At 72.4% G+C, this 22,255-nt stretch carries 21 protein-coding genes and 1 tRNA gene; 12 read left to right on the top strand and 10 right to left on the bottom strand.

Annotated features, from left to right (window positions below):
* The first annotated feature begins 197 nt into the window (after window positions 1–197).
* Window positions 198–1,853 carry an FAD-binding dehydrogenase gene (locus tag ACH4FH_RS27080; protein ID WP_398558515.1) on the top strand — a complete coding sequence of 552 codons (1,656 nt, stop codon included), beginning with the start codon at window positions 198–200 and terminating at the stop codon, window positions 1,851–1,853.
* Between the two features lie 37 nt (window positions 1,854–1,890).
* Here ACH4FH_RS27080 and ACH4FH_RS27075 read toward each other — a convergent pair whose 3' ends face one another.
* Entirely contained in the window at window positions 1,891–2,532 is a 642-nt protein-coding gene (locus ACH4FH_RS27075; protein ID WP_398558514.1) for a ScbR family autoregulator-binding transcription factor, read from the bottom strand.
* Window positions 2,533–3,057: 525 nt separating this feature from the next.
* On the opposite strand from ACH4FH_RS27075, the gene fabG reads away from it, so the two are divergent.
* The 5 genes from fabG (at window position 3,058) to ACH4FH_RS27050 (ending at window position 7,494) form a co-directional block, all read left to right on the top strand.
* The gene (fabG, locus tag ACH4FH_RS27070; protein ID WP_398558513.1) at window positions 3,058–3,765 is read left to right on the top strand and encodes a 3-oxoacyl-ACP reductase FabG; all 708 of its coding nucleotides are present in this window, start codon (window positions 3,058–3,060) and stop codon (window positions 3,763–3,765) included.
* Between the two features lie 144 nt (window positions 3,766–3,909).
* A complete protein-coding gene (locus ACH4FH_RS27065) occupies window positions 3,910–4,665 on the top strand; it encodes a molybdopterin-dependent oxidoreductase (RefSeq protein ID WP_398558512.1) in 756 nt (251 codons plus the stop codon).
* Window positions 4,649–5,371 carry a cytochrome b/b6 domain-containing protein gene (locus ACH4FH_RS27060; RefSeq protein ID WP_398558511.1) on the top strand — a complete coding sequence of 241 codons (723 nt, stop codon included), beginning with the start codon at window positions 4,649–4,651 and terminating at the stop codon, window positions 5,369–5,371. Before ACH4FH_RS27065 ends, ACH4FH_RS27060 begins: the two co-directional genes overlap by 17 nt.
* Window positions 5,372–5,455: 84 nt before the next feature.
* Window positions 5,456–6,199, top strand: a complete 744-nt coding sequence (locus ACH4FH_RS27055) for a helix-turn-helix domain-containing protein (RefSeq protein ID WP_398558510.1) — start codon at window positions 5,456–5,458, stop codon at window positions 6,197–6,199.
* Window positions 6,196–7,494, top strand: a complete 1,299-nt coding sequence (locus ACH4FH_RS27050) for an MFS transporter (protein WP_398558509.1) — start codon at window positions 6,196–6,198, stop codon at window positions 7,492–7,494. The genes ACH4FH_RS27055 and ACH4FH_RS27050 overlap by 4 nt, the downstream gene beginning before the upstream one ends.
* A gap of 96 nt (window positions 7,495–7,590) precedes the next feature.
* Here ACH4FH_RS27050 and ACH4FH_RS27045 read toward each other — a convergent pair whose 3' ends face one another.
* The 3 genes from ACH4FH_RS27045 to ACH4FH_RS27035 all read right to left on the bottom strand — a co-directional run bounded on the left by ACH4FH_RS27045 (window position 7,591) and on the right by ACH4FH_RS27035 (window position 10,171).
* Window positions 7,591–8,724 (bottom strand): sensor histidine kinase, encoded by a 1,134-nt coding sequence (locus ACH4FH_RS27045; protein ID WP_398558508.1) that lies wholly within the window; start codon window positions 8,722–8,724, stop codon window positions 7,591–7,593.
* Entirely contained in the window at window positions 8,724–9,485 is a 762-nt protein-coding gene (locus tag ACH4FH_RS27040; RefSeq protein WP_398558507.1) for a response regulator transcription factor, read from the bottom strand. Before ACH4FH_RS27040 ends, ACH4FH_RS27045 begins: the two co-directional genes overlap by 1 nt.
* A 284-nt stretch (window positions 9,486–9,769) precedes the next feature.
* Window positions 9,770–10,171: a (2Fe-2S) ferredoxin domain-containing protein gene (locus tag ACH4FH_RS27035; protein WP_398558506.1), complete on the bottom strand. Its 402-nt coding sequence runs from the start codon at window positions 10,169–10,171 to the stop codon at window positions 9,770–9,772.
* Window positions 10,172–10,315: 144 nt separating this feature from the next.
* On the opposite strand from ACH4FH_RS27035, the gene ACH4FH_RS27030 reads away from it, so the two are divergent.
* Entirely contained in the window at window positions 10,316–11,767 is a 1,452-nt protein-coding gene (locus tag ACH4FH_RS27030) for a cytochrome P450 (protein WP_398558505.1), read from the top strand.
* Window positions 11,768–12,021: 254 nt separating this feature from the next.
* On the opposite strand, the gene ACH4FH_RS27025 is transcribed toward ACH4FH_RS27030, so the two are convergent.
* The 3 genes from ACH4FH_RS27025 to ACH4FH_RS27015 all read right to left on the bottom strand — a co-directional run bounded on the left by ACH4FH_RS27025 (window position 12,022) and on the right by ACH4FH_RS27015 (window position 13,408).
* A complete protein-coding gene (locus ACH4FH_RS27025) occupies window positions 12,022–12,423 on the bottom strand; it encodes an NUDIX domain-containing protein (protein WP_398558504.1) in 402 nt (133 codons plus the stop codon).
* Between the two features lie 69 nt (window positions 12,424–12,492).
* On the bottom strand, window positions 12,493–13,167 hold the full coding sequence (locus ACH4FH_RS27020; protein WP_398558503.1) for an HAD family hydrolase: 675 nt from the start codon (window positions 13,165–13,167) through the stop codon (window positions 12,493–12,495).
* Between the two features lie 153 nt (window positions 13,168–13,320).
* Window positions 13,321–13,408: transfer RNA gene (locus tag ACH4FH_RS27015), tRNA-Leu, on the bottom strand.
* Between the two features lie 308 nt (window positions 13,409–13,716).
* Between ACH4FH_RS27015 and ACH4FH_RS27010 the strand changes: the two genes are divergently transcribed.
* From ACH4FH_RS27010 to ACH4FH_RS27000, 3 genes are all read left to right on the top strand, one after another.
* Window positions 13,717–15,042 (top strand): M20/M25/M40 family metallo-hydrolase, encoded by a 1,326-nt coding sequence (locus tag ACH4FH_RS27010; RefSeq protein WP_398558502.1) that lies wholly within the window; start codon window positions 13,717–13,719, stop codon window positions 15,040–15,042.
* A 142-nt stretch (window positions 15,043–15,184) separates the two neighbouring features.
* Window positions 15,185–15,418 (top strand): chaplin, encoded by a 234-nt coding sequence (locus tag ACH4FH_RS27005; RefSeq protein WP_398558501.1) that lies wholly within the window; start codon window positions 15,185–15,187, stop codon window positions 15,416–15,418.
* A gap of 153 nt (window positions 15,419–15,571) precedes the next feature.
* On the top strand, window positions 15,572–16,360 hold the full coding sequence (locus ACH4FH_RS27000) for a chaplin (RefSeq protein ID WP_398558500.1): 789 nt from the start codon (window positions 15,572–15,574) through the stop codon (window positions 16,358–16,360).
* Window positions 16,361–16,456: 96 nt separating this feature from the next.
* Here the strand turns inward: ACH4FH_RS27000 and ACH4FH_RS26995 are convergent, their stop codons facing one another.
* Window positions 16,457–16,645, bottom strand: coding sequence for a DUF5703 family protein (locus ACH4FH_RS26995; protein WP_018537156.1), 189 nt, complete (start codon window positions 16,643–16,645; stop codon window positions 16,457–16,459).
* Window positions 16,646–16,692: 47 nt separating this feature from the next.
* Between ACH4FH_RS26995 and ACH4FH_RS26990 the strand changes: the two genes are divergently transcribed.
* A complete protein-coding gene (locus ACH4FH_RS26990) occupies window positions 16,693–17,382 on the top strand; it encodes a hypothetical protein (protein ID WP_398558499.1) in 690 nt (229 codons plus the stop codon).
* Window positions 17,383–17,490: 108 nt separating this feature from the next.
* Here the strand turns inward: ACH4FH_RS26990 and ACH4FH_RS26985 are convergent, their stop codons facing one another.
* Together ACH4FH_RS26985 and ACH4FH_RS26980 are read right to left on the bottom strand one after the other, a co-directional pair.
* Window positions 17,491–20,043 carry a helix-hairpin-helix domain-containing protein gene (locus ACH4FH_RS26985; protein ID WP_398558498.1) on the bottom strand — a complete coding sequence of 851 codons (2,553 nt, stop codon included), beginning with the start codon at window positions 20,041–20,043 and terminating at the stop codon, window positions 17,491–17,493.
* Entirely contained in the window at window positions 20,040–21,023 is a 984-nt protein-coding gene (locus ACH4FH_RS26980; protein ID WP_398558497.1) for an aldo/keto reductase, read from the bottom strand. Before ACH4FH_RS26980 ends, ACH4FH_RS26985 begins: the two co-directional genes overlap by 4 nt.
* Window positions 21,024–21,150: 127 nt before the next feature.
* On the opposite strand from ACH4FH_RS26980, the gene ACH4FH_RS26975 reads away from it, so the two are divergent.
* Window positions 21,151–22,200, top strand: coding sequence for an LLM class F420-dependent oxidoreductase (locus ACH4FH_RS26975; protein ID WP_398558496.1), 1,050 nt, complete (start codon window positions 21,151–21,153; stop codon window positions 22,198–22,200).
* Window positions 22,201–22,255: the final 55 nt, after the last annotated feature.

Here is a 22,255-nt window from a genome sequence, read left to right as displayed (position 1 = left end):
CGTATCGCGCGGGGCGGGGGATGCGCCTGAGGATAGTCATCCGCCGGCGTCGGTGGAGTGGCCCTGGTCACCCCCATTCTCCCGCTCACCCGTGCGTACCACCCGGTAACAGCTGTTGACGGCCGTGCCCGGTGCGCTGAGGATCGTGTTCACCACGGCGGCCAGGTCGTCCGGCGTGTCCGGTGAGGAGAGCTGAGATGGCGTACGACGCTGATGTGATCGTGATCGGAGCGGGTCTTGCGGGGCTGGCGGCGACGGCGGAGCTGGTGGACGCCGGGCGCAAGGTCATCCTCCTCGACCAGGAGCCCGAACAATCCCTCGGCGGTCAGGCCCATTGGTCCTTCGGTGGCCTCTTCCTCGTGGACTCGCCCGAGCAGCGCCGGCTGCGGATCCGCGACAGCCATGAGCTGGCCTGGCAGGACTGGCTCGGCACGGCCGGTTTCGACCGCCCGGAGGACCACTGGCCGCGCCAATGGGCGGAGGCGTACGTCGACTTCGCGGCGGGGGAGAAGCGCTCCTGGCTGCACCGCCAGGGCCTGCGCATCTTCCCCGTCGTCGGCTGGGCCGAACGTGGCGGCTACGGCGCCACCGGGCACGGCAACTCCGTCCCCCGCTTCCACATCACCTGGGGCACCGGCCCCGGCATCGTGGCACCCTTCGAACGCCGGGTGCGCGCCGGTGTGGCGCGTGGCCTGGTGGAGCTGCGCTTCCGCCACCGCGTCACCGGCCTGTCGCGCAGCGCGGGCAGCCTGGACACGGTCAGCGGCGAAATCCTGGAGCCTTCCGACGCCGAACGGGGGACACCCAGCAGCCGGGCGGTGACCGGCTCCTTCGAACTCCGGGCGCAGGCCGTGATCGTCACCTCAGGCGGAATCGGCGGCAACCACGACCTGGTCCGCGCCAACTGGCCCGAACGGCTGGGCAACCCCCCGGAGCGGATGCTCTCGGGGGTACCGGCGCATGTGGACGGCAAGATGCTCGGCATCACCGAGGCGGCCGGCGGCCGGATCATCAACCGGGACCGGATGTGGCACTACACCGAGGGCATCGAGAACTGGAACCCGATCTGGCCGCAGCACGGCATCCGGATCCTTTCCGGACCGTCCCCGCTGTGGCTGGACGCCCGGGGAAACCGGCTGCCCGTGCCGCTGTTCCCCGGCTTCGACACGCTCGGCACGCTGGAGCACATCATGCGGACCGGTCATGACCACACCTGGTTCGTGCTCACCCAGAAGATCATCGAGAAGGAGTTCACCCTCTCCGGCTCCGAGCAGAACCCGGACCTGACCGGGAAGAGCATCCGGGACGTCCTGGGGCGGGCCAGGGCCGGCGCGCCGGGGCCGGTGCAGGCGTTCATGGACCACGGCGCGGACTTCATCGTGGAGCGGTCGCCGGCCGACCTGGTGCGGCGGATGAACGAGCTCACCGGGGAGCCGCTGATCGACGAGGCCGCGCTGCGCGACGAGATGGTGGCGCGGGACCGGGAGATCGCCCACCCCTTCACCAAGGACCTCCAGGTGACGGCGATGCGCGGCGCCCGCAAATTCCTCGGCGACCGCCTGATCCGCACGGCTGCCCCGCACCGCCTGCTCGACCCCAAGGCCGGGCCGCTGATCGCCGTGCGCCTGCACATCCTGACCCGCAAGACGCTCGGCGGGCTGGAGACCGATCTCTCCTCGCGGGTACTGGCCGAGGAGGGATCCCCCGTCCCGGGCCTGTACGCGGCGGGCGAGGCGGCGGGCTTCGGCGGCGGCGGAGTCCACGGCTACCGCTCGCTGGAGGGCACCTTCCTCGGCGGCTGCCTCTTCTCCGGCCGCACGGCGGGCCGCGCCGCGGCAAAGGCGGTCTCCTGACCGGAGGGCCGGGGGGCGGCCCGGGGGACTCTCTCTCCTAGGCCGCCGAGGAGCTCTGCACGATCTTGGCGTGCGCCTCGGCCGAGGCCAGGCCCAGCAAGGGGATGATCGGGGGGTGGGCGAGGGTCGGGATCACCGTCTGGAAGAACACCGTGAGCCAGTGCTGCAGGGGCGACGGGCCGCGTCCCGCCGAGAAGGTGTCCGACACCAGCTCGATGCCGGCGAACGACCCGACGATCATCTCGGCGACATCCCGACGCGCGGTCGCGCTCTCCATCGTCGGCAGCAGTTCACCCCGGGCATGCGCCACCGTCAGCAACTCCTCGACATACTCCGTCCACATGAGCATCGGCTGCGCACGGTCCAACTGGTTGGCGCCCTGCTCCAGGGTGAGACGTGCGGCCGCGCGCTGCACGACGTCCGTCTGGAGCCGGTCCACCAGGGTGTAGCCCGCGGACATCAGTTCACGGAGCTTGATGGCGTCCGGCTCGACCCTGATCTCGCTGACGTGCTCGGTCAGGAGGGTGTCGGCGAGCGCCTGCTTGTCCGTGAAGTGGAAGTACAACGCGCCCTTGGTGACGTTCGCTTCTCTCAGGATGTCGGAGATTCTGGCCTTGTCGTAGCCGTTCTCGGCGAAGACCTTGGCAGCGGCTTCGAGTATCACTCGCCTGGTTGCCATCGCGCGTTCCTGCTGAACCACAGGGCGCCTCCCGTCCGTCGAAGAATGTCAGGTGAGCAACTCGCTGCTCACGTCATTTGGCAGACCACCAGTCGTCTTCGGTCGAGCCCGGAAACAGCAGAACGTACCTGGTGGTGCGCAGCGTAGCCGTGCCGGCCCCCTCGTGAGAGGCGGGGCGGAGAGCGCCCGCCACACGGCGCACGGCGCCCGCCGCGCCGGGGCGCCGGGCTTCGCGTCGGCCAGATGGCCGGGACGGTCGGGACGGCCCGAAAAAATGGCCGACGCATCCCTGGCGGTGACAGTCATGACCTGATTGCGATGCCCGCGGTGCGACGCTCTACCGTTGCCCACGCGGTCGCCCTGACGCCCTGCGCGCTCCCGGATGAGGTTCTCGAGACATCGGACGGGACCACCCAGGGGTGTCATGGACACCGCAGGTGCCGCGCGGGGCGATCCCTGCGGCGGGCCCTGCGCACCGCCGCTTCACCCGTCCCCACCGACACTTCAGACAAAGGAGTCACCCGGATGTCCCGATCGGTACTGGTGACCGGAGGCAACCGCGGCATCGGCCGGGCTGTCGCCGAGACGTTCCGCGACGAGGGCGACAAGGTCGCCATCACCTACCGCAAGGAAGACCCGGAGATACCGGGGGTTCTCGCGGTGCGCTGCGATGTCACCGACAGCCGGCAGGTCAATGCGGCGTTCGCGGAGGTCGAGGCCCGGCACGGCAACGTCGAGGTGCTCGTCGCCAACGCGGGCGTCACCGCCGACAACCTGCTCGCGGACATGTCGGACGAGCAGTTCCGGCACGTCTACGAGACCAATGTGGCGGGCACCTTCTACGTCGCCCGGCGCGCCGCCACCGCGCCCATGCCGAACGGCGGCCGCATCATCGCGATCTCCTCGGCGATAGCCCCCTACGGCGCCTACGGCCAGGCCAACTACGCGTCCTCCAAGGCCGGGCAGATCGGGCTGGTCAAGTCGCTGATGCGCGAGCTGGCTCCGCGGGACATCACGGTGAACGCGGTTCTCCCGGGCCCCGTCCAGACCGACATGTACGACGAGCTCTCGGAGGAGGCCAAGGCCGGGCATCTGCGGAGCATCCCCCTGGGCCGCTGCGGTCAGCCCGAGGAGATCGCCGGAGTCGTGGCCTTCCTCGCCTCGCCCAAGGCCGCGTTCATCAACGGAGTGGCGCTGCCCGTCGACGGTGGGGCACTCGGCCACCTGATCTGATGCGTCCGCCGCGGTCGCACGACGGAAAAGGCAGGGAGCCGCCCGGTCCGGTCGCCGTGCACCTGGCGCCGCCGCCGATGACGAAAGTCTGACGCGATGGCCGGGGCACTGGACCGGGCGGCCGTACGGTGTTCGAATCCAAGAGTGACAAAGGACGCGATTCCGGCCCGCCCGGCGGACGGCGACGGCGAGGACGGGCGCGGTACACCCGTCGGCCGCCGCGTCGTGCTCGGCATGCTCGGGGCGGGCGCCGCGGGCGTCGCCGCGGCCCCCTTCCTCCAGCGTGCGTACGACAACACCCTCGGCGCCGCCGCCCAGAAGGACCCCACCGGGCTGTCCGGTCTGCTGCCGGCCGGCGGCGGCTTCCGCTACTACTCGGTCACCGGCTCCGTCCCGCCCAAGGACGAACGGACCTACCGGCTCACGATCGACGGTCTGGTGCGCCAACGCGTCACCTACCGCCTCGACGACCTGCGCCGACTCCCGCAGACCCGGCTCGTCCGCGACGTGCAGTGCGTCACCGGCTGGCGGGTGCCCGGCACCCCCTTCGAGGGCGTACGCCTCGCCGACCTCCTCGACGACGCCGGAGTCCGCCCCCAGGCCAAGGCCGTCCGGTTCACCTGCTTCGACGGCGCCTACAGCGAGTCCCTCACCCTCGAACAGGCCCGCCGCAGCGACGTCCTGGTGGCCCTGCGGATGCAGGACAAGCCGATCGGCCACGCACACGGCGGGCCGGTGCGGCTCTACGTGGCACCCATGTACTTCTACAAATCCGCGAAGTGGCTCTCCACGATCACCGTCACCGAGCGCGTCGAGCCCGGCTACTGGGAGGACCGTGGATATGACGTCGACGCCTGGGTCGGCAAGTCGAACGGACGCGACGATGCCCCGACCACCTGAGCGCGCCGAGGCCGGCCGCGTCGCCCGCTTCACGCCCGCCGAACACTGGGTGCACCGCGCCACCGCCACCCTGATGGCGCTCTGCGTCCTGACCGCGGGCTGCCTCTACCTGCCCTTCCTCGCCGAACTCGTCGGCCGGCGCGCCCTCATGGTCACGGTCCACGAATGGTCGGGCATCCTGCTGCCGGTGCCCCTCCTGGTCGGCCTCGCCTCGCGGGCCCTGCGTGCGGACCTCACCCGGCTGAACCGCTACGGCCCGCACGACCGCCGCTGGCTGCGCGCGTCCCTGCGCCGCCGCAGGCACCGCACCCGCGCCCGCACCGCCGGCAAGTTCAACGCCGGCCAGAAGGTCTACGCCGCCTGGATCGCCGGTGCCGTCCTGGTCATGCTCTGCACCGGTCTGCTGATGTGGTTCACCGACCTCGCCCCGCTGGTGTGGCGGACCGGCGCCACCTTCGTCCATGACTGGCTCGCCCTCGCCGTGGTCATCGTGATCGCGGGCCACGTCTGGATGGCCTTCGGCGACCCCGAGTCGCGTCGCGGCATGCGCACCGGCTTCGTCGACGCGGACTGGGCCCGGCGCGAGCACCCCCTCTGGGACCACGAGAAGGATCACCGGAGCGATCGCACCGGAAGCCGGGGGAGCGGCCGCGAAGCCGACAGGGGCGACGGCCGCGAAGACGACGGCGGGAGCGGCGTTCGTTAGGTCCCGGGCTCTTCCGGAGAAAGTGTCGCGACTCTTGCAGAGAAACCTCTGCAAAGAAGTCTCTGCATCTTCTACTCTGTCGCCATGACGGAGTCTCCCGAGCCACCCCCGACGGCCGCCGCCGCGCGCCCCGTCCGCCGCCTGGACGCCCGTAGCCTGCGCGGCCTCGCGCACCCGCTGCGGATGCGCATCCTCGAACTGCTGACCCTCGACGGCCCCGACACCGCCACCGGCCTCAGCCGCCGCGTCGGCGAGAACACCGGCACCGTGAGCTGGCATCTGCGCCACCTGGCCGACCACGGATTCATCGAGGAGGAGACCGGCCGCGGCACCAAGCGGCAGCGCTGGTGGCGGGCGGTCGCGGTCTCCCGCCACCTCGAAACGACGGAGTTCCGCGACGATCCGGATGCCCGCGGGCCGCTCTCCGTCTACGTGCACGAGCTCGTCCAGCAGCACTTCCACCAGGTCGTCAGCTACCTCGCCGAGGACTGGGACGCCGGTTGGCGCAACGCCGGCACCATCGCCCAATGGCACGACCTGCGCCTGACCGCCGGTCAACTCGAAGCACTGAACGCCGAGGTGACGGCCGTTGTCGACCGCTACCGGCAGTCCGCGGCCGCCACCGGCGAGCAGTCGAGCGACGAAGCGGCCGCCCGTACGAGCGCTTCCGGGGGGCCGGAGACCCAGCCCGTCCTCGTCCAACTGCAGTCCTTCCCCCGTAAGGAACGCGCGGAGCGCGCCGCGGCCCCGGAGCAGCCGGACGGGCGTGCCGAGGGCGAGCAGGAGGGGCGGCGCGAACCGCGGCGCCCGCGGGGAGACGGCCGATGAGCGGGCTGCTGCGCCGCGACCGGGACTTCCGGCTGCTGTGGTGCGGCGAGACCTCCGGGAAGTTCGGCACGGCGGTCACCGGTGTGGCCATGCCGCTGGTCGCCGTCTCCACCCTGCACGCCGACACCTTCGCGGTCGGGCTGCTGGGTGCCTGCAGCTGGCTCCCGTGGCTGCTGATAGGGCTGCCGGTGGGCGTCTGGGTGGACCGCACACGCCGCCGTCCGCTGATGCTGTCCGCCGCGGCACTGTCGCTGGCGCTGTTCGCCACCGTGCCGGTTCTCGCCTGGCTCGGCGGGCTGGGGCTCGGCATGCTGATCGTCGTGGCGCTGCTGGCGGGGGCCGCCTCGGTGGTGTTCCAGACCGCCTACAGCGCCTACCTCCCCACCCTCCTCCCGCCGGCCGATCAGGCCGAGGGCAACGCCGCACTGCACGGCAGCGCGTCCGCGGCGCAGATCGCGGGGCAGGGGGCTGGGGGCCTGCTCGTCCAACTGGCGGGCGCGGTCAGCGGATTGGCCGCCCAGGCCGCGACCTTCCTCGTCTCGCTGCTGTGCCTGCTCGGCATCCGCCACCGCGAACCGCGGCCAGCGGGGCGGGGCGGCGCGCCGCGGGCGCTGATCGCGGAGGTCGCCGAGGGCCTGCGGCTGGTCGCGGGCGACAAATGGTTCCGTACGCTCACCCTCTTCGGCGCCTCGTCCAACCTCGCGCTCATGGGCTACCAGTCCCTCCTGGTCGTCTTCCTGGTCCGCGAGGTCGGCCTGTCGCCGGGGGTGGTCGGCGGCCTGCTGGCGCTGGCCGGTACGGGCGGGATCGCCGGTGCCTTCGCCGCCCGCCGGCTGGCGAACCGCCTGGGCACCGCCCGCGCCATGCTGTTGTCCGAACTGGTCCTGCCCACCGGCGCATTGCTCATCCCCCTCACCGGAGGCGGCGCCGGCGCGCTGCTCTTCGTCGCGGGCAGCTTCTGCGTCTCCGCGGGCATCGTCGCGGGCAACATCGTCAAGGTCGGCTTCCAGCAGCGCTACTGTCCGCCGGCGCTGCTCGGCCGGCTCGTCGCCAGCACCGCCTTCCTCAACTACGGGACGCTGCCGCTGGGCGCCCTCCTCGGCGGCGCGCTCGGCGAGGTGCTGGGGCCCCGCACCGCGATGTGGATCCTGACCGCCGGCGTCCCGCTGGCCGCCCTGATCCTCGTGTTCTCTCCGGTGCGCACCGTCCGGGACCTGCCCCTCGCCCCACCGGAAGCCGACCGGGACCCCGAAACGCCGGGTCGCGAGGGGACGGCGTCCCTGCCGGGGCGATGAGGACTTCGCGCCGGGGGAGGGCCCGGTGGGCGCGCGCCCACCACCGAAGGCGAGCGCTCCCAGAAGCCGTGCCGCGGAGGTCCGCTGCCGGGAGCCTCACCCCACCGGCGTTTCCGCTGCCGGGAGTTCGACCTCGAAGCGGCAGCCCGCGCCGGCGTTGCGGACCGTCGCGCGGCCCTCGTGGGCCTCCACGATGCCGCGGACGATCGCGAGGCCGAGACCGGCGCCGCTCTCACCGTCCGAGCGGGGCGTCCGGGCCTGGCCGCCGCGCCAGCCGGTGTCGAAGACCCGCTCCAGGTCGCCCGGCGGAATGCCGCCGCAGCCGTCCTCGACGGCGAGGACGACCCGGCCTGCCTCGTGCCGCGCGCTGACCGCGACGGTGCCGTCAGCCGGTGTCGCGCGGATGGCGTTGACGAGCAGATTGCCCAGTACGCGGGTGATCTGCTGGGCGTCCACCCGCACCGGCAGCGGCACCACCCCGCCGTCCACCAGCCGCACACCGCTCACCCGGGCCAGTGGCCGGGCCCCCGCGAGCGCGTCGTCCACCAGGTCGTACACGGACACCCGCGACAGGGTCAGCGCCAGTGCCCCGGCCTGGATGCGGGAGAGTTCGAAGAGGTCGTCGACCATCGCCGCGAGCCTCTCCACCTCCACCCGCATCCGGGAGTGGTAGCGGGCGGTGTCCTCGGCGACGCCGTCCTCCAGCGCCTCGGCCATCGCCCGCAGCCCGGCGAGCGGGGTGCGCAGATCGTGCGAGATCCCGGCGATCAGGTCGCGCCGGGAGGCGTCCAGCGCCCGCTCCCGCTCGCGTGCCTCGGCGAGCCGCCCGCTGGTCTCCTCCAACGCGGCGGAGAGCGCGGCGAGTTCCGCGGTCGGCGGTTCGGCGGGCGCCATGAACCCGCCCTCGCTGCCGACGGTACGGGCCGACCGCGCCAGCTGCCGGCTGCCCGTGGCGATCCGCCGCCCGAACAGCAGGGCGGCGGCCAGCGAGACCACCCCCGAGACACCGACCACCGCCATCACCACGCCCAGGTCGTGCCCGGACAGGAACATCGCCTGGGCGACCGCGACGGTGCCCGCCGCCATCGAGACCACCGCCAGGGCGGCCACCGCGAACAGGGAGACGGCGACGGAGCGCCGCCGCAGCACGCGTACGGCGGGTGCCGCGAGCAGGCCCACGAGCACCGCGCCGAGCGCCGCAAGACCCACGATGACCAGGAAGTCCGTCATCACGGCGCCCCGCCTTCCGTGGGGTCGAAGCGGTAGCCGGCGCCCCACACCGTCGTCACCAGCCGGGGCGCCGCCGGATCGTCCTCGACCTTCTCGCGGAGCCGCCGTACGTGCACGGTCACCGTCGACAGGTCACCGAACTCCCACCCCCACACCCGGTGCAGCAGTGCCTCCCGGGAGAAGACCTGTCCGGGGTGCCGCATGAAGAAGACCAGCAGGTCGAACTCTCGGGCGGTAAGGGCGAGTTCGCGGCCGTCCCGGTCGGCCCGCCGGCCGCCGGGATCGGCCCGCAGATCACCGGACCGCAGGACCGGGGCGGGGGCCGCGGGCGGCGGCGCCGATTCCGCCCGCCGCAGCACCGAACCGATGCGCAACACCAGTTCCCGCGGGCTGAACGGCTTGGTCACGTAGTCGTCCGCACCCAGCTCCAGGCCGAGGATACGGTCGGCCTCCTCGCCCCGCGCCGTCAGCATCACCACCGGAACGGCGGGGCCCTCCTCCGCGCGGCGCAGCCGCCGGCACACCTCCAGGCCGTCGATGCCCGGCAGCATGAGGTCGAGGACGACGAGATGGGGGCGGAAGGCCGCTGCCCGGTCGAGGGCGGCGAAGCCGTCGGCCACATGCTCGGTGGCGTAGCCGGCGCGCGAGAGATAGCCGGTGACGACTTCGGCGACGGTCGGATCGTCCTCGACGACCAGGACGCGGCGCGGCGGCCCGTGTGACGGGGGGCGTGGGGGCGCGGGAGGCGTGGCTCGGTGCACGGGGTCAGCGTGCCATTCCCGGCGCGGCGCCGTGGGCGGCAGCGACGCCCGCGGGAGCGTACGCGCCGGTTTCCTTCAGGCAGCCGGCCTCCCGGCTACCCGCGGGCGAGGGATACCCGCCGACCAAGGGCCGTCCGGGGTCACCCGTCCCCTCGACAGGTCGGCTGTACAGGTGGTGCGTCATGCCTCCAGGAAACACCGGCCGGCGCCGCGGCGTGCGGCACGGGCCTGCCGCCGTAAGACTCCGGTAATAGCGGGCGGTCTCCGGCCCCCGCCCGCCCGGGTCAGCTCTCCAGCCCCTCCCGCACCCGCCGCGACACCGAGATCGCGTAGAGGTCGAGCACACCCGGCGGTTCGGCGAGGCCGGGACCGCCGGCGCGGATCCAGGCGGCGATGTCCGCCAGCGCGTCGTCGTCGTTGACCAGTCCCAGCCAGACGGGGCGTCCGCCCGCGGCCCGGCCCGCCGCCGACGGCTGGACCACGACGACATTCGCCTGGTCGCAGACGTCCAGGCACTCGGAGGCGCGTACCGGCGCCGCACCGTCGAGCGCCGCGCGCAGCTTGGGTATCTGGCCGGCGTGGTCGACGCCCGGGATCTTGGCCGCGTCGCCGCAGCAGCAGCCGCGGCAGACGGTGACCCGGCACGGGGATGCGGTGGCCGCACGGCCGGAACGCTGGGAGCTCATCCGCCCCATGCTACGTGCGGCGATCCGGCGGCCCGCCCCGTGCCCCCGGCCCCAAGCCACCCGCACCGACCGTCCCGTCGGCCCGCCTCGAAGGAATGCCGCAACCCGCTGTGCGGGCCACGTTTTTGGGATAGGAATCCGAATATGACGCTCACCGATTCCGATCGCACCCCAGGCCCCGGACCCGGTTCCGGAGAGCCCGTCACCGACATTCCCGGACCGGCCGGCCTGCCCCTCATCGGTTCGATGCTCGACCTCCGCCGCGACTCCCTGAGCGCGTTCCTCCGCGCGCGGCGCGAACACGGCGACGTGGTCCGCCTCGAAGCAGGCCCGCCCGGCCTGCGCAGCGTGTTCCACGCCGTCTTCTCGCCGGCCGGCGTCCAGCAGATCCTCGGCACCGAAGCCGCCAACTTCCGCAAGGACCACCCCCTCTACGAAGAGGTCCGGCAGGCATTCGGCAACGGCCTGCTCACCAGCCAGGACGAGGACTACCTCCGCCAGCGGCGACTGGTGCAGCCCCTCTTCACCAAGCGCCGCGTCGACACCTACGCGGCGGCCGTGACCACCGAGGCCGATGCCGTCTGCGAGCGCTGGCGGACCGCGGACCCGGCCGGCGTCGACCTCGTCGCCGAGATGAACCGGCTGGCGCTGCGCACCGTCTCCCGGATCCTGTTCGGCACGGACGTCGAGGCCGCCGTGGACGTCATCCACCGGTGCGCCCCGATCATCAACGCCTATGTCGTGCGCCGCGCCTACGCTCCCCTGAAGGTCCCACGCGACTGGCCGACGCCCGGAAACCGCAAGGCGCAGGAGGCCTCCGCGGAATTCTCCGCCGTCTGCGACCGCATCATCGCGGAACGGCGCGCCGCGTCCCGGGAGGCCGCCGAGGACGGTGGCCGCGCGGCGGACGGCGACGACCTGCTCTCACTCCTCGCCGAGGCAGGCAACGAGGAGGACGGCTCCCTGGATGCCACCGAGGTCCGCGAACAGGTGCTCATCTTCCTGCTGGCCGGCCACGAGACCACCGCCACCTCCATGGCCTTCACCCTCCACCTCCTCGCCAAGCACCCGGAGGAGCAGGCACGGGTCCGCGAGGAGATCGACCGCGTACTGGCGGACCGCGCGCCCACGGCTGCGGACCTGGAGCGACTGCCGTGTCTGACCCGGGCGTTCAAGGAGGCCATGCGGCTGTATCCGGCCGCGCCCGTCATCAGCCGCCGCGCCGTCGAGGCCACCGTGATCGGGGGCTACGTCATTCCCGCGGGCGCCGATGTGGTGGTCGCGCCGTGGGTCACCCACCGCAGCCCCGACCTCTGGGAGGACCCGGAGCGCTTCGACCCCGAACGCTTCACTCCGGAGCGGGAGGCGGCCCGGCACCGCTACGCCTGGTTCCCGTTCGGCGGTGGCCCGCGCGCCTGCATCGGCCAGCACTTCTCGATGCTGGAATCGGTGCTGGCGATGGCGACGCTGCTGCGGTCCCACGAACTGGAGGCCGTGGACCAGGAGGTGCCGGTCGCGGCCGGTATCACCCTCCAGGCGACCGGCCCGGCCCGGGTACGCCTGCGCCCGCGCGACCTCGTCGCGGAAGGCAGGTGAGCGAGCCGGTCCGCGGAATCGAGGCCCCGTGGCACCCGGGTAGCCGCCCCACGGTGGGCCGTTACCGCCCGAATTCGGTTGCCGAGTGCCGTTCCTGTGGGCCATGCTGCTGCGCATGACCTACAGGAAGGGCGGTTGCCGCCCCACCCGTTGACCGCGCGGACGCCGGGCCGGAGCCCGGTCCCCGTCCCGGAGTTGACCGACCGCACCGACTCGCACCGCCCGTGACGCCGCCGTCGTCAGGCCCTGCGACGTTACGCAGACCGGGCCGCGAAGAGCGCCAGGCTCGCCCCGCACTGCGAGTGCAACGGCGCCGGCAGCGCGTCCGGCGCGAACCACTCCCACGCATCGAACTTGTGCGGCTCGCCGAGCGCCACCTCACCCGGCTCCACCCGGACGGCGAAGACCACCGCGACCCAGTGCGAGTGCACCGGATCGCCACGCAGCACATTGCGCACTCCGATCCGGTCGATGCCGAGCGGCATCGTGCCGTACTCCTCGTGCACCTCCCGCGTCACCGCCGCCTCGAAGGTCTCTCCGAACTCCAGAGCCCCGGCCCCGCAGTCCCATGTCCCCGGCTCGTCCCTGGCGCCCCGGCTGCGCCGCGCCAGCAGCACCCGCCCGGCCCCGTCGTGGCACACGAAGACGCACGACACCCTTGGCTCCGACCCGCTCACACCGCACCCCTCAACACTCTCGTGGCCTTCCCCATACCCGCGCCCCTCTCAGAAGTGCCGCAGCAACTCGCCGAACGCCGACAGCCGCAGCACCTTCTCGTCGCCCGGATCCACGTCGCTGTGCTCCAGCACCCAGGTGTGCTCGTGCGGAATGAAGACGGCGTTCAGCCCGGCCGCGCGGGCGGGGAGGATGTCCGACTTCGGGGAATTCCCGATCATCCAGGTCGAGCCCGGCACCAGGTCATGGACCCGCACCAGCTCCTCGTACGTCGACACGTCCTTCTCCGCCACGATGTGCACGTCCCGGAAGTACGGCAGCAGACCGGACGCCGCCACCTTCCGCTCCTGCTCCTCGGTGTCGCCCTTGGTCAGCAACAGCAGTTCATGCCGCCTGGCCAGCTCCGCAAGCGTCTCGGCCACACCCGGAACGAGCTCCACCCGGTCGTGGGCGAAGGCCGACGCCCACCCCGCGATACGGGCCGTCTCCTCGGCCGTCGCCGCCCGCTCCCGCAGCCGTGCCACGCACTCGCCGAGGCTGCGCAGGAACACCTTGCTGCCGTAGCCGTGCGTCAGGGCGTTCGCGGCCTCGATGCCGTCGAGCACGGCCCGCACCCCGGCCCGGTCGAGCTCGGGGTGCGTCATCCACTCCAGAAACTCGTCGATGACCCGCTCGAAGATCACGTTGTTCTCCCACAACGTGTCATCCGCATCGAAGATCAGCACTTGCCCGCCCCTCCCACGCTCCACCGACCCGCGCAGCCTACGCACGCCCGGCCGGCCCGCGCACCGGAAATATCGCGGTGCCGGAGCGAACGGGCCCTGCGGCCGGGCGCCCCCGGGAAAAGCAAAGGACCCCAGATGAACTGGGGTCCTGGCTGGTGTCCGAGGGGGGACTTGAACCCCCACGCCCGATAAAGGGCACTAGCACCTCAAGCTAGCGCGTCTGCCATTCCGCCACCCGGACAAGGTGTCTGTCGTCGCGGCTGCGCCGTTCCGACGTGGAAAACAATAGCAAACCTTCGGCGGTGGTCGATCACCCACTCTTTTGGCCGGGGGAGGGGCTGTGACCAGGGCATGTCGGGAGTATTGCGGCCTTGGGCACAGCGGTCGCGAGGTGGAGGATGGCGGTGGACCCCCGCCGCGCTGCGGGCTCCCGCGGGGAGCGCGACGCGGCCGTGAACCATGAGGAGGCAGTGTGAGCGAGCTCGGCGAGCGAACCATGGCAAGGTGCGAGCCCCGCGGATGCGGGGCCGAACGAAGCGAGGTTCAGGCATGAGCGAGTCGCAGCCGACCCGTACGGTCACCGGCGAGGACGAGGTCGTCGACCTGTGCCGGGACCTGATCAGGATCGACACCAGCAATTACGGCGACCACTCGGGCCCGGGTGAGCGCGCCGCCGCCGAATACGTCGCGGAGAAGCTCGCCGAGGTCGGGCTGGAGCCGCAGATCTTCGAGTCGCACCGTGGCCGCGCCTCGACCGTGGCCCGGATCGAGGGCGAGGACCGCTCCCGGCCCGCGCTGCTGATCCACGGGCACACCGACGTCGTGCCCGCCAACGCCGACGACTGGACCCACCACCCGTTCTCCGGCGAGATCGCGGACGGGTGCCTGTGGGGCCGCGGCGCGGTGGACATGAAGGACATGGACGCGATGACGCTGGCCGTCGTCCGTGACCGGATGCGCACCGGCCGCAAGCCCCCGCGCGACATCGTGCTGGCCTTCCTCGCCGACGAGGAGGCGGGCGGCACCTACGGCGCGCGCTTCCTCGTCGACAAGCACCCCGGCCTCTTCGAGGGCGTGACGGAGGCGATCAGCGAGGTCGGCGGCTTCTCCTTCACCGTCAACGAGAAGCTGCGCCTCTATCTCGTCGAGACCGCGCAGAAGGGCATGCACTGGATGAAGCTGACCGTGGACGGCTCCGCCGGACACGGTTCGATGATCCACCGGGACAACGCGATCACCGAACTGTCCGAGGCCGTCGGGCGGTTGGGGCGGCACGAGTTCCCGGTGCGGGTGACGAAGACCCTGCGGGCCTTCCTGGACGAGCTGGGGGACGCGCTGGGCACCGAGCTCGACCCGGAGAACATGGACGACACGCTGGCCAAGCTCGGCGGCATCGCCAAGCTGATCGGCGCCTCGCTCAAGAACACCGCCAACCCCACCCAGCTGGGCGCGGGTTACAAGGTCAACGTCATCCCGGGTCAGGCCACCGCGCATATCGACGGCCGCTTCCTGCCGGGTTACGAGGAGGAGTTCCTGGCCGACCTGGACCGGATCCTCGGCCCGCGCGTCAAGCGGGAGGACGTGCACGCGGACAAGGCCCTGGAGACCACCTTCGACGGCGCGTTGGTCGACGCGATGCAGTCCGCGCTGCAGGCCGAGGACCCGATCGCGCGCGCGGTGCCGTACATGCTCTCGGCCGGTACGGACGCCAAGTCCTTCGACGACCTCGGAATCCGCGGCTTCGGCTTCGCGCCGCTGAAGCTGCCGCCGGAGCTGGACTTCGCCGGGATGTTCCACGGCGTGGACGAGCGTGTGCCGGTGGACGGGCTGAAGTTCGGAGTGCGGGTACTCGACCGGTTCATCGAACAGAGCTGAATTCGGCGCGGATTACCTGCCGTCCGCGTCGACTTAGCTGAAACGGGTGAATGCCTTGGTGTGTTCGTAGCTCAATCGCTCCGGCCTCGTTGGAGTGAGTGCGGTCCGCGGCTGGGATCGCATTTGCCTACAAGGAGGAATAATGATCAAGAAGATCGTCGCGGCTGCGGCAGTCACCAGTGGCCTTGTGCTCGCCGGCGCGGGCCTGGCTGTTGCCGATTCGGGTGCCCAGGGTGCGGCCCTGAACTCCCCGGGTGTCGTCTCCGGCAACGTCGTCCAGGTGCCGGTCCACGTTCCGGTGAACGTCTGCGGCAACACGGTCAACGTGATCGGGCTGCTGAACCCCGCCTTCGGCAACAAGTGTGTCAACCACTGACGTTCACTGACGTGGTAACGGCCCCTTTACGGGGCTGATCCAGGTCGGCTCCGGAATGCGCCGCGCGCATTCCGGAGCCTCTGGGTATTTCGGCGGGCGGGTGGATCTTACTCGCGCGCATTTCTGAATGGCACTAGGCAGGGGAACCAAGCTATGAGGCAGGTCGCGAAAAAGGGCCTGATCACGATGGCGGCCGCGGGTGGGCTACTCGCCCTCGCGGGCGGCTACGCGCAGGCGGACTCCGGAGCACGGGGAGGCTCGGCGCACTCGCCCGGCGTCGGCTCCGGCAACACCGTCCAGATCCCGGTCCATGTACCGGTGAACGTGTGCGGAAACACCGTCAACGTCATCGGACTGCTCAACCCGGCGTTCGGGAACAAGTGCGCCAACGACTCCGGTGGCAAGCACCACGGCTCCAGCGCCAAGGGCAAGGCATCGCACTCGCCCGGCGTCGTCTCCGGCAACCATGTCCAGGCCCCGGTCGACGTTCCGGTCAACGCCTGTGGCAACAGCGCTTCGGTGGGCGGGCTGCTGAACCCCGCCTTCGGCAACGACTGCGACAACAGCGGGTCGCACACGGTGCCGCCGACGAGCCCGGAGTACCCGGACAACCCCGGCGAGCCCACCCCGCCGACGGAGGAGCAGCCGCCGTCCCCGGAGAACCCCGAGGAGCCGGACAACCCGGACAACCCCGAGGAGCCCGAGGAGCCGGGCACCCCCGGGGGGCCGGAGACCCCGGACAGCCCCGATTCCCCGGACAACCCGGGGAAGGGGCCGCAGACGGAGACCGAGCCGCACACCCAGATCGTCACGCCGCCCAAGACTGCCGGGCATCTCGCGCAGACCGGTGCCGGGACGATCGGTTTCGCGGTTCCGGCCAGCGCCGGACTGCTGCTCGGGGGAGCCGTGCTCTACCGCCGGGCGCGCACCGCTCGCAGGTGACAGGCACCACATAGCCCGGCGTGACACCGACCGGGCATCGGAGCGGGCCCCGCGGCGACGGGGCCCGCTTTCGCTGTGCTCAGACCGCTCCGGCGGTCACCATGTGGCGCGGAGCTGTCGGATGATCCGGCGGCGCAGCCGCACCCTGCGGCTGCCGTCGGGATTGAGGCGAAGTCGGTCCAACTCCCAGTGTCCGTACTCGGCGTGGTCGGTCAGCAGGCGTGTGGCGGCCTTCCGGGAGACCCCCCGAGGCACGTACACATCGCAGAATTCGTATTCCGGCATCGCATCTATTGTGCGGGACCGGCCCCGGTACGGATAGCGTCTGCACTATGTCTGATGCTGCGCAGCCCTCCGCTGCCGAGGTACGTGCCGCCGCCGAGGCGGTCAAAGCCGCGCTGGACCGTCACCTCGACGCGGTCGAACGCCGCTCGGGGCAGGATGATCCAGCTGTCTATGCCGCGTTCGACGAGCTCGCCGCGGCGGCCGAGGCCTATGACGAGCTGCTGTACGACACCTACGACGAGGTCACCCCCTTCGAGATCCCCGGCAGCGACGTGCTGCCCTCCTACGCGGGCCCCGAGGAGCCCAGCGCGTTGAGCGTGCTCATCCGGCGCGACTACACCGTCGTGGAGCCACAGCGGTTGTTGCACCAGGCCCAGCGCATCGCCGACCTCGATCCGGACGCCGCCGACGACGTACCGGCGAACGGCTCCGCGGGTGCCGGGGCGAGCGGTGTGGTCGGCAACAGCGTGCATGCGGCGCTTGGGGTGCTCTTCGGGGAGTTCGAGCCGGACGAGATCGCCTCCCGCCACAAGGAGTTCGGCCTGGAGGAGGGCGACTCCACGCTGTGGGTGGCGGCCGCGGACGACCCGGCGGAGCCGGGGGAGTGGCTGTCCGCGCCGTTCGACCAGGCAGATCCGCAGCGGGTGGTCTGCCGCTTCGACGTCAGTTCCGTCTTCGACGAGGAGCTGGGCGAGGATGACGACGATCTGCTGGAGGTGCTCGACCAGGACCGGTGAGCCAGGGCGGGATGCTTTGCCTCCTGCCTGCCTTCCGTCCTCGTGCACCTCGCTGCCCCGGCCCCGTCAGGACGTACCGACGGGACCGGGGCAGCGGCGTACCGAAAGCTAGCCGGCCGCCGCGTCCGCCGCGGCCTGCACGGTCTGCATCTGCAGGAGGGTGCGCAGCCGGGTCGTGCGCTCCTTGACGGGCACTTCGGCCACGGCGCGCGCCAGCGCCTGGTCGACGCCCTGGACCACCGAGAGATGGCGTTCGCCACGGCTGAAGGCGGTGTAGGCCCAGGCGCGGGTCAGACCGCCCGCCGCGTCACCGGGCAGCACGGCCACCACTGCGGGCCAGCGCATGCCCGCAGCCTGATGGGCGGTGAGCGCCCAACCGTGCCGGACGGCACCGGAGCCGACCTGCTCGCGCGGCACCACCACAGGGGCGCCGCAGTCCAGGTGCAGGCCGTCGGCGTCCGCTCCGGTGACCGTGCCGGGCACGGTGCGGCCGGGCGCAGGGGCGTACGCGACGCGGTCGCCGGGGTCGAAGCCGCCGAACCGGCCGGGGCCCGGGTTGAGCCGCTCCTTGAGGGCGGTGTTCAGCGCGCGGGTGCCGGCCGCGCCGCCGTGGCCGACCGTGATGACCTGTGTCTGGTCGGCGGGGACGCCGAGCGCCCGGGGCACGGAGTCGGCGACCAGCTGGACGGTGCGGTGCACCGCCTCGCCGGCGTCCCGCGCCGGGACGATCACCACTTCCTTGCCGGGTGCCTCGACCTGGTTCAGCTCCCCGATGCCGATACCCGACACCAGCTCGCCGATCGGGCCGAAGTCCGGGGTACGGGAGGCGACCTGGGGGCAGCAGTGGGCCGCGAGGAGATCGGTGAACAGCCGGCCGGGCCCGGCGGACCACAGGACGCCCGGGTCTCCGCTGAGCACGAGACGGGTCCCGTCGGTCAGCGACTCGATGAGCAGCGCGGCGGTCTCCAGATCCAGCTGGGGTGCGTCCAGCACCACCAGGAGATCGAGGGCCAGTGCGCCGTCCGCGTCCCGGCCGGGGCCCTGCTGCCCGGAGAGCAGCCCGGACACCGTCACCGCCGCGGTGTCGGCGCCCTCAAGTGCGGTGGGGGCGGTGCCCTGCGGGGCCTGGGAGAGCTGCGCCGCCAGCCGTCGGCGGCCGTTCTCGCTGTGGGTTGCGCCGAAGGCCCGCAGGCCCAGGGCGCGGGCCGCGGCGATCAGTGCGGCGGGCTCGGCACGGGCGGCCTCCGCTCCGGTGTGGGCCACCAGTCCGCTGTGCGCGGCAGCGCGGATCAGCTCGGCGGCCGACGGCGACGGTGCGGCAGCCGCCGCGGCCTCCCATGCCGCGGCGGACGGGTGGGCGCGCCGGATCCCCTCGGGCTCTTCCTCTTCTCCGGGGGCCGGCGAATCGCCTCGGGGCTCCTCGGCAGTTGCCGCGGGGCTGCCCTCCGCGTCGTCGGCAGCGACGGCCGTCGAGGCGTCCTGCGCTCCGGTGTCGCTCTCGTCGGCAGCGGGGCCTTCGCTCTCGGGCGCCGGCTCGAAGGTGTTGAGCAGCCGTGCCAGGCCGTCGGCGACGCTCTCCTCGGCCATCGCGAACCGGTCGAGGCCGAGCAGGACCCGGACCGGCTGCTGCTCCTCGTCGTCGTCCGCCGCGGGGCGCGGCCGGCCCGGGGTGTCGATCGCGTCCTGGAACACCAGCACCGCGCCGTCCGCGATGGCGGTCTGCAGCGCCTCGTCGGGGTCGGGCACCGAGCGCTGGGCGAGGGCGGCACGCAGCGCGGGCGCCTCCAGCGCGGAGTGGCCCGCGACGGCGGCCTGTTCCAGCAGCCACAGCACCAGCGCCTGTGCGCGCCGTTCGTCGTCCGGCCGGCAGGCGGCGCCGAGCAGCGCCCGGGCGAACCCGTCGGCCTGCTCGGGGCGGACACCGGGGACGGCGAGCAGTTGCCAGGGGTCGTCGTTCAGCGCCTCGGCAGCCCGCTCCCCAAGCGTCTCGGCGGCCTTGTCGGCCAACTCCGCGGGAGCGCCGCCGGCCGCGAGAACTTGGCGCACGCCCGCCAGGCCGGGGGCCGTCGCCACGGTGGGCCTCGGGGTGGGCGCGGCGTGGTCCGGAGCGGGTGTGCCGCCGTGGTCGCCCGCGCCGCCGTCCGCGACCGGCGGGCGGACGGGGCCCGCGGGCGCGCCGGCGGGGCCGGCTGCCTGCTGCGGCGCAGGGCCGGCCGGTCCGCCGGCCTGCGCGGGCCGTGCGTCCGCGGCCGGCGTGCCGGCCTGCTGTCCGGAGGCGGCGGGGGTGGCCGGCTTGGGGGCGCGCTGGGTCTGGGTGAAGAAGGAGGCGGCCGAGCGCTCGCCGCTCTCGACGGCCCGCACCGCCGCGGCCAGCGCGGCGGCCGTCGCTGCGGCGGATCCCGGCGCCACAGCAGCCTCGGCGGGGTCGCCGGCGGCAGCGTCCGGGGCGGCGGCCTCCGGGGCGGTCTCGGGTCCGGAGCCGGTATCCGGCTCCGGCTCGGCGGCAGGGGCCGTTTCCTCGGAGCCGTGGCTCGCCGCGTCGGCGCCCGCCGCCTCGTCGCCCCGCGCGCGTGGGGAGTCGTCGGGCGACTGGGCATCCGTAGCGCCGGGCGCGGCCTCCTGCTCGGGCGTGGTCTCGCCGGCGAGGCGGTCGGTACTCACAGCGTGCTCCAGTCGTGATCGGGATAGTGGTGCACCGGGGCCGACACATCGTCCAGCGCCCGGCGGATCTCGTCAGGAAGACTAAGGGTCTCCACTGACAACGCCGCTCTGAGCTGCTGCGCGGTCCGCGCCCCCACGATCGGGGCGGTGACTCCGGGACGGTCGCGGACCCAGGAGAGCGCGACCTGAAGCGGGGTGACGGCGAGTCCGTCCGCGGCGGTGCTCACCGCCTCGACGATCCGGCCCGCCGACTCGTCGAGGTAGGGCGCGACGAACGGAGCGAGGTGGTCGGAGGCGCCGCGCGAGTCGGCCGGTGTGGCATGGCGGTACTTGCCGGTGAGCACGCCCCGGCCGAGCGGCGAGGACGGCAGCAGGCCGACGCCGAGATCGAGGGCCGCGGGCAGCACCTCGCGCTCGACACCGCGCTGCAGCAGGGAGTACTCCATCTGCGTGCTCGCCAGCCGGTTGCGCGCGCCGGGAACCGCCAGCTGCCAGGTGCCGGCCTTGGCGAGCTGCCAGCCGGAGAAGTTCGACAACCCCACATAGCGCGCCCGGCCGCTGCTGACGGCGAGGTCGAGGGCGTGCAGGGTCTCCTCCAGCGGTGTCTGCCCGTCGAAGCCGTGCAGCTGCCACAGGTCGACGTAGTCGGTCCCCAGCCGCTGCAGCGAGGCATCCAGCGCGGCCAGCAGATGGCGGCGGGAGCAGTCGACGCGGCGGTCCGTCTCCAGGACGCTGCCGGCCTTGGTCGCGATCACCAGATCCTGGCGGGGGACGAGCGCCTCGGTCAGCCGGCCCAGGAGGTATTCGGCGCCGCCGTCGGCGTAGATGTCGGCGGTGTCGACGAGGTTGCCGCCGGCCTCCCAGAACGTCTTGAGCTGGTCGGCCGCTTCCTGTTCGTCGGTGTCGCGTGCCCAGTTCAGGGTGCCGAGCCCGAGGCGGGACACACGAAGGCCGGTACGCCCGAGGTGCCTTTGCTCCATGGTCTGTGAGATTACTGGCCGTGGGCCCGGATCAGGGGACCTGTGGACAACCCGCCGGTGACGGTCGGCGGGGTTGCGCGCTAGAGTCCCCGCAACAGCGACGTTACTGATCAGTAAGGGGAGCGGCATGAGGCTTGGCATCAACCTCGGCTACTGGGGTGCCGGGATGGACTCGGACAATCTCGCCGTGGCGCAGGAGGCCGATCGCCTCGGTTATTCGGTCTGCTGGGCCGCCGAGGCCTACGGATCCGACGCTCCCTCCGTGCTCTCCTGGGTGGCCGCCCAGACCGAGCGCATCGACATCGGATCGGCGATCTTCCAGATCCCGGCGCGTGCCCCCGCGATGACCGCGATGACCGCCGCCACGCTCGACTCGCTCTCCGGTGGCCGGTTCCGGCTCGGTCTCGGTGTCTCGGGGCCGCAGGTCTCCGAGGGCTGGTACGGCGTGAAGTTCGACAAGCCGCTGGCGCGCACCCGCGAGTACGTCGACATCGTCCGCAAGGCGATGTCGCGCGAGCGGCTGTCCTACGAGGGCGAGCACTGGACGCTGCCCCTGCCCGGCGGCCCCGGCAAGCCGCTGAAGCTCACCGTGCACCCCCAGCGCGAGCACATCCCGCTCTACATCGCGGCGATCGGCCCCAAGAACCTCGAGCAGACCGGTGAGATCGCCGACGGAGCGCTGCTGATCTTCCCCTCCGCGGAGAACCTGGCCGAGACCGCGATCGCCCCCATCCGGGCCGGCCGCGAGAAGGTAGGCAAGACCATGGAGGGCTTCGACGTCTGTCCGACGCTGCCGCTCGCCCTCGGCGAGGACGTCAGCGCGCTGGCCGACATGTTCCGCCCGTACACCGCGCTGTACGTCGGCGGTATGGGCAGCCGGAAGCAGAACTTCTACAACAAGCTGGCCCAGCGCATGGGCTACGAGAAGGAAGCCGCCGAGATCCAGGACAAGTACCTGGCCGGCGACAAGGAGGGCGCGGCCGCCGCGATCCCGGAGCGGCTGATCGACCAGACCACGCTGCTCGGTTCCGTCGAGCGGATCGCCGAGCGGATGCAGGCGTACGCGGCGGCCGGGGTCACGACCCTGACGCTGGCGCCGGCGGGCTTCACCCTGGAGGACCGCCTCGCGTCCCTGCGGGCGGGCACCGAGGCCCTGGAGCGCGCCGGGCTGGCATAACGCCGCCCGAGAGCAACACAGCGCACCGCGACACAACGCGAAGCCCGGCACGGAG

This window comes from Streptomyces sp. NPDC017993 (assembly GCF_044328065.1).
In the GTDB taxonomy this organism is placed as follows: Bacteria; Actinomycetota; Actinomycetes; order Streptomycetales; family Streptomycetaceae; genus Streptomyces.
Note: the sequence above shows the minus strand (reverse complement) of the source record. Positions and strands in the feature narration are given on the sequence as shown.

Excerpts from the sequence above, each read along its gene's own strand:
- ACH4FH_RS27080 (WP_398558515.1), top strand. The coding sequence starts at position 198 with ATGGCGTACGACGCTGATGTGATCGTGATCGGAGCGGGTCTTGCGGGG.
- ACH4FH_RS27075 (WP_398558514.1), bottom strand. The coding sequence starts at position 2,532 with ATGGCAACCAGGCGAGTGATACTCGAAGCCGCTGCCAAGGTCTTCGCC.
- fabG (WP_398558513.1), top strand. The coding sequence starts at position 3,058 with ATGTCCCGATCGGTACTGGTGACCGGAGGCAACCGCGGCATCGGCCGG.
- ACH4FH_RS27060 (WP_398558511.1), top strand. The coding sequence starts at position 4,649 with ATGCCCCGACCACCTGAGCGCGCCGAGGCCGGCCGCGTCGCCCGCTTC.
- ACH4FH_RS27055 (WP_398558510.1), top strand. The coding sequence starts at position 5,456 with ATGACGGAGTCTCCCGAGCCACCCCCGACGGCCGCCGCCGCGCGCCCC.
- ACH4FH_RS27050 (WP_398558509.1), top strand. The coding sequence starts at position 6,196 with ATGAGCGGGCTGCTGCGCCGCGACCGGGACTTCCGGCTGCTGTGGTGC.
- ACH4FH_RS27045 (WP_398558508.1), bottom strand. The coding sequence starts at position 8,724 with ATGACGGACTTCCTGGTCATCGTGGGTCTTGCGGCGCTCGGCGCGGTG.
- ACH4FH_RS27035 (WP_398558506.1), bottom strand. The coding sequence starts at position 10,171 with ATGAGCTCCCAGCGTTCCGGCCGTGCGGCCACCGCATCCCCGTGCCGG.
- ACH4FH_RS27030 (WP_398558505.1), top strand. The coding sequence starts at position 10,316 with ATGACGCTCACCGATTCCGATCGCACCCCAGGCCCCGGACCCGGTTCC.
- ACH4FH_RS27010 (WP_398558502.1), top strand. The coding sequence starts at position 13,717 with ATGAGCGAGTCGCAGCCGACCCGTACGGTCACCGGCGAGGACGAGGTC.
- ACH4FH_RS27005 (WP_398558501.1), top strand. The coding sequence starts at position 15,185 with ATGATCAAGAAGATCGTCGCGGCTGCGGCAGTCACCAGTGGCCTTGTG.
- ACH4FH_RS27000 (WP_398558500.1), top strand. The coding sequence starts at position 15,572 with ATGAGGCAGGTCGCGAAAAAGGGCCTGATCACGATGGCGGCCGCGGGT.
- ACH4FH_RS26995 (WP_018537156.1), bottom strand. The coding sequence starts at position 16,645 with ATGCCGGAATACGAATTCTGCGATGTGTACGTGCCTCGGGGGGTCTCC.
- ACH4FH_RS26990 (WP_398558499.1), top strand. The coding sequence starts at position 16,693 with ATGTCTGATGCTGCGCAGCCCTCCGCTGCCGAGGTACGTGCCGCCGCC.
- ACH4FH_RS26980 (WP_398558497.1), bottom strand. The coding sequence starts at position 21,023 with ATGGAGCAAAGGCACCTCGGGCGTACCGGCCTTCGTGTGTCCCGCCTC.
- ACH4FH_RS26975 (WP_398558496.1), top strand. The coding sequence starts at position 21,151 with ATGAGGCTTGGCATCAACCTCGGCTACTGGGGTGCCGGGATGGACTCG.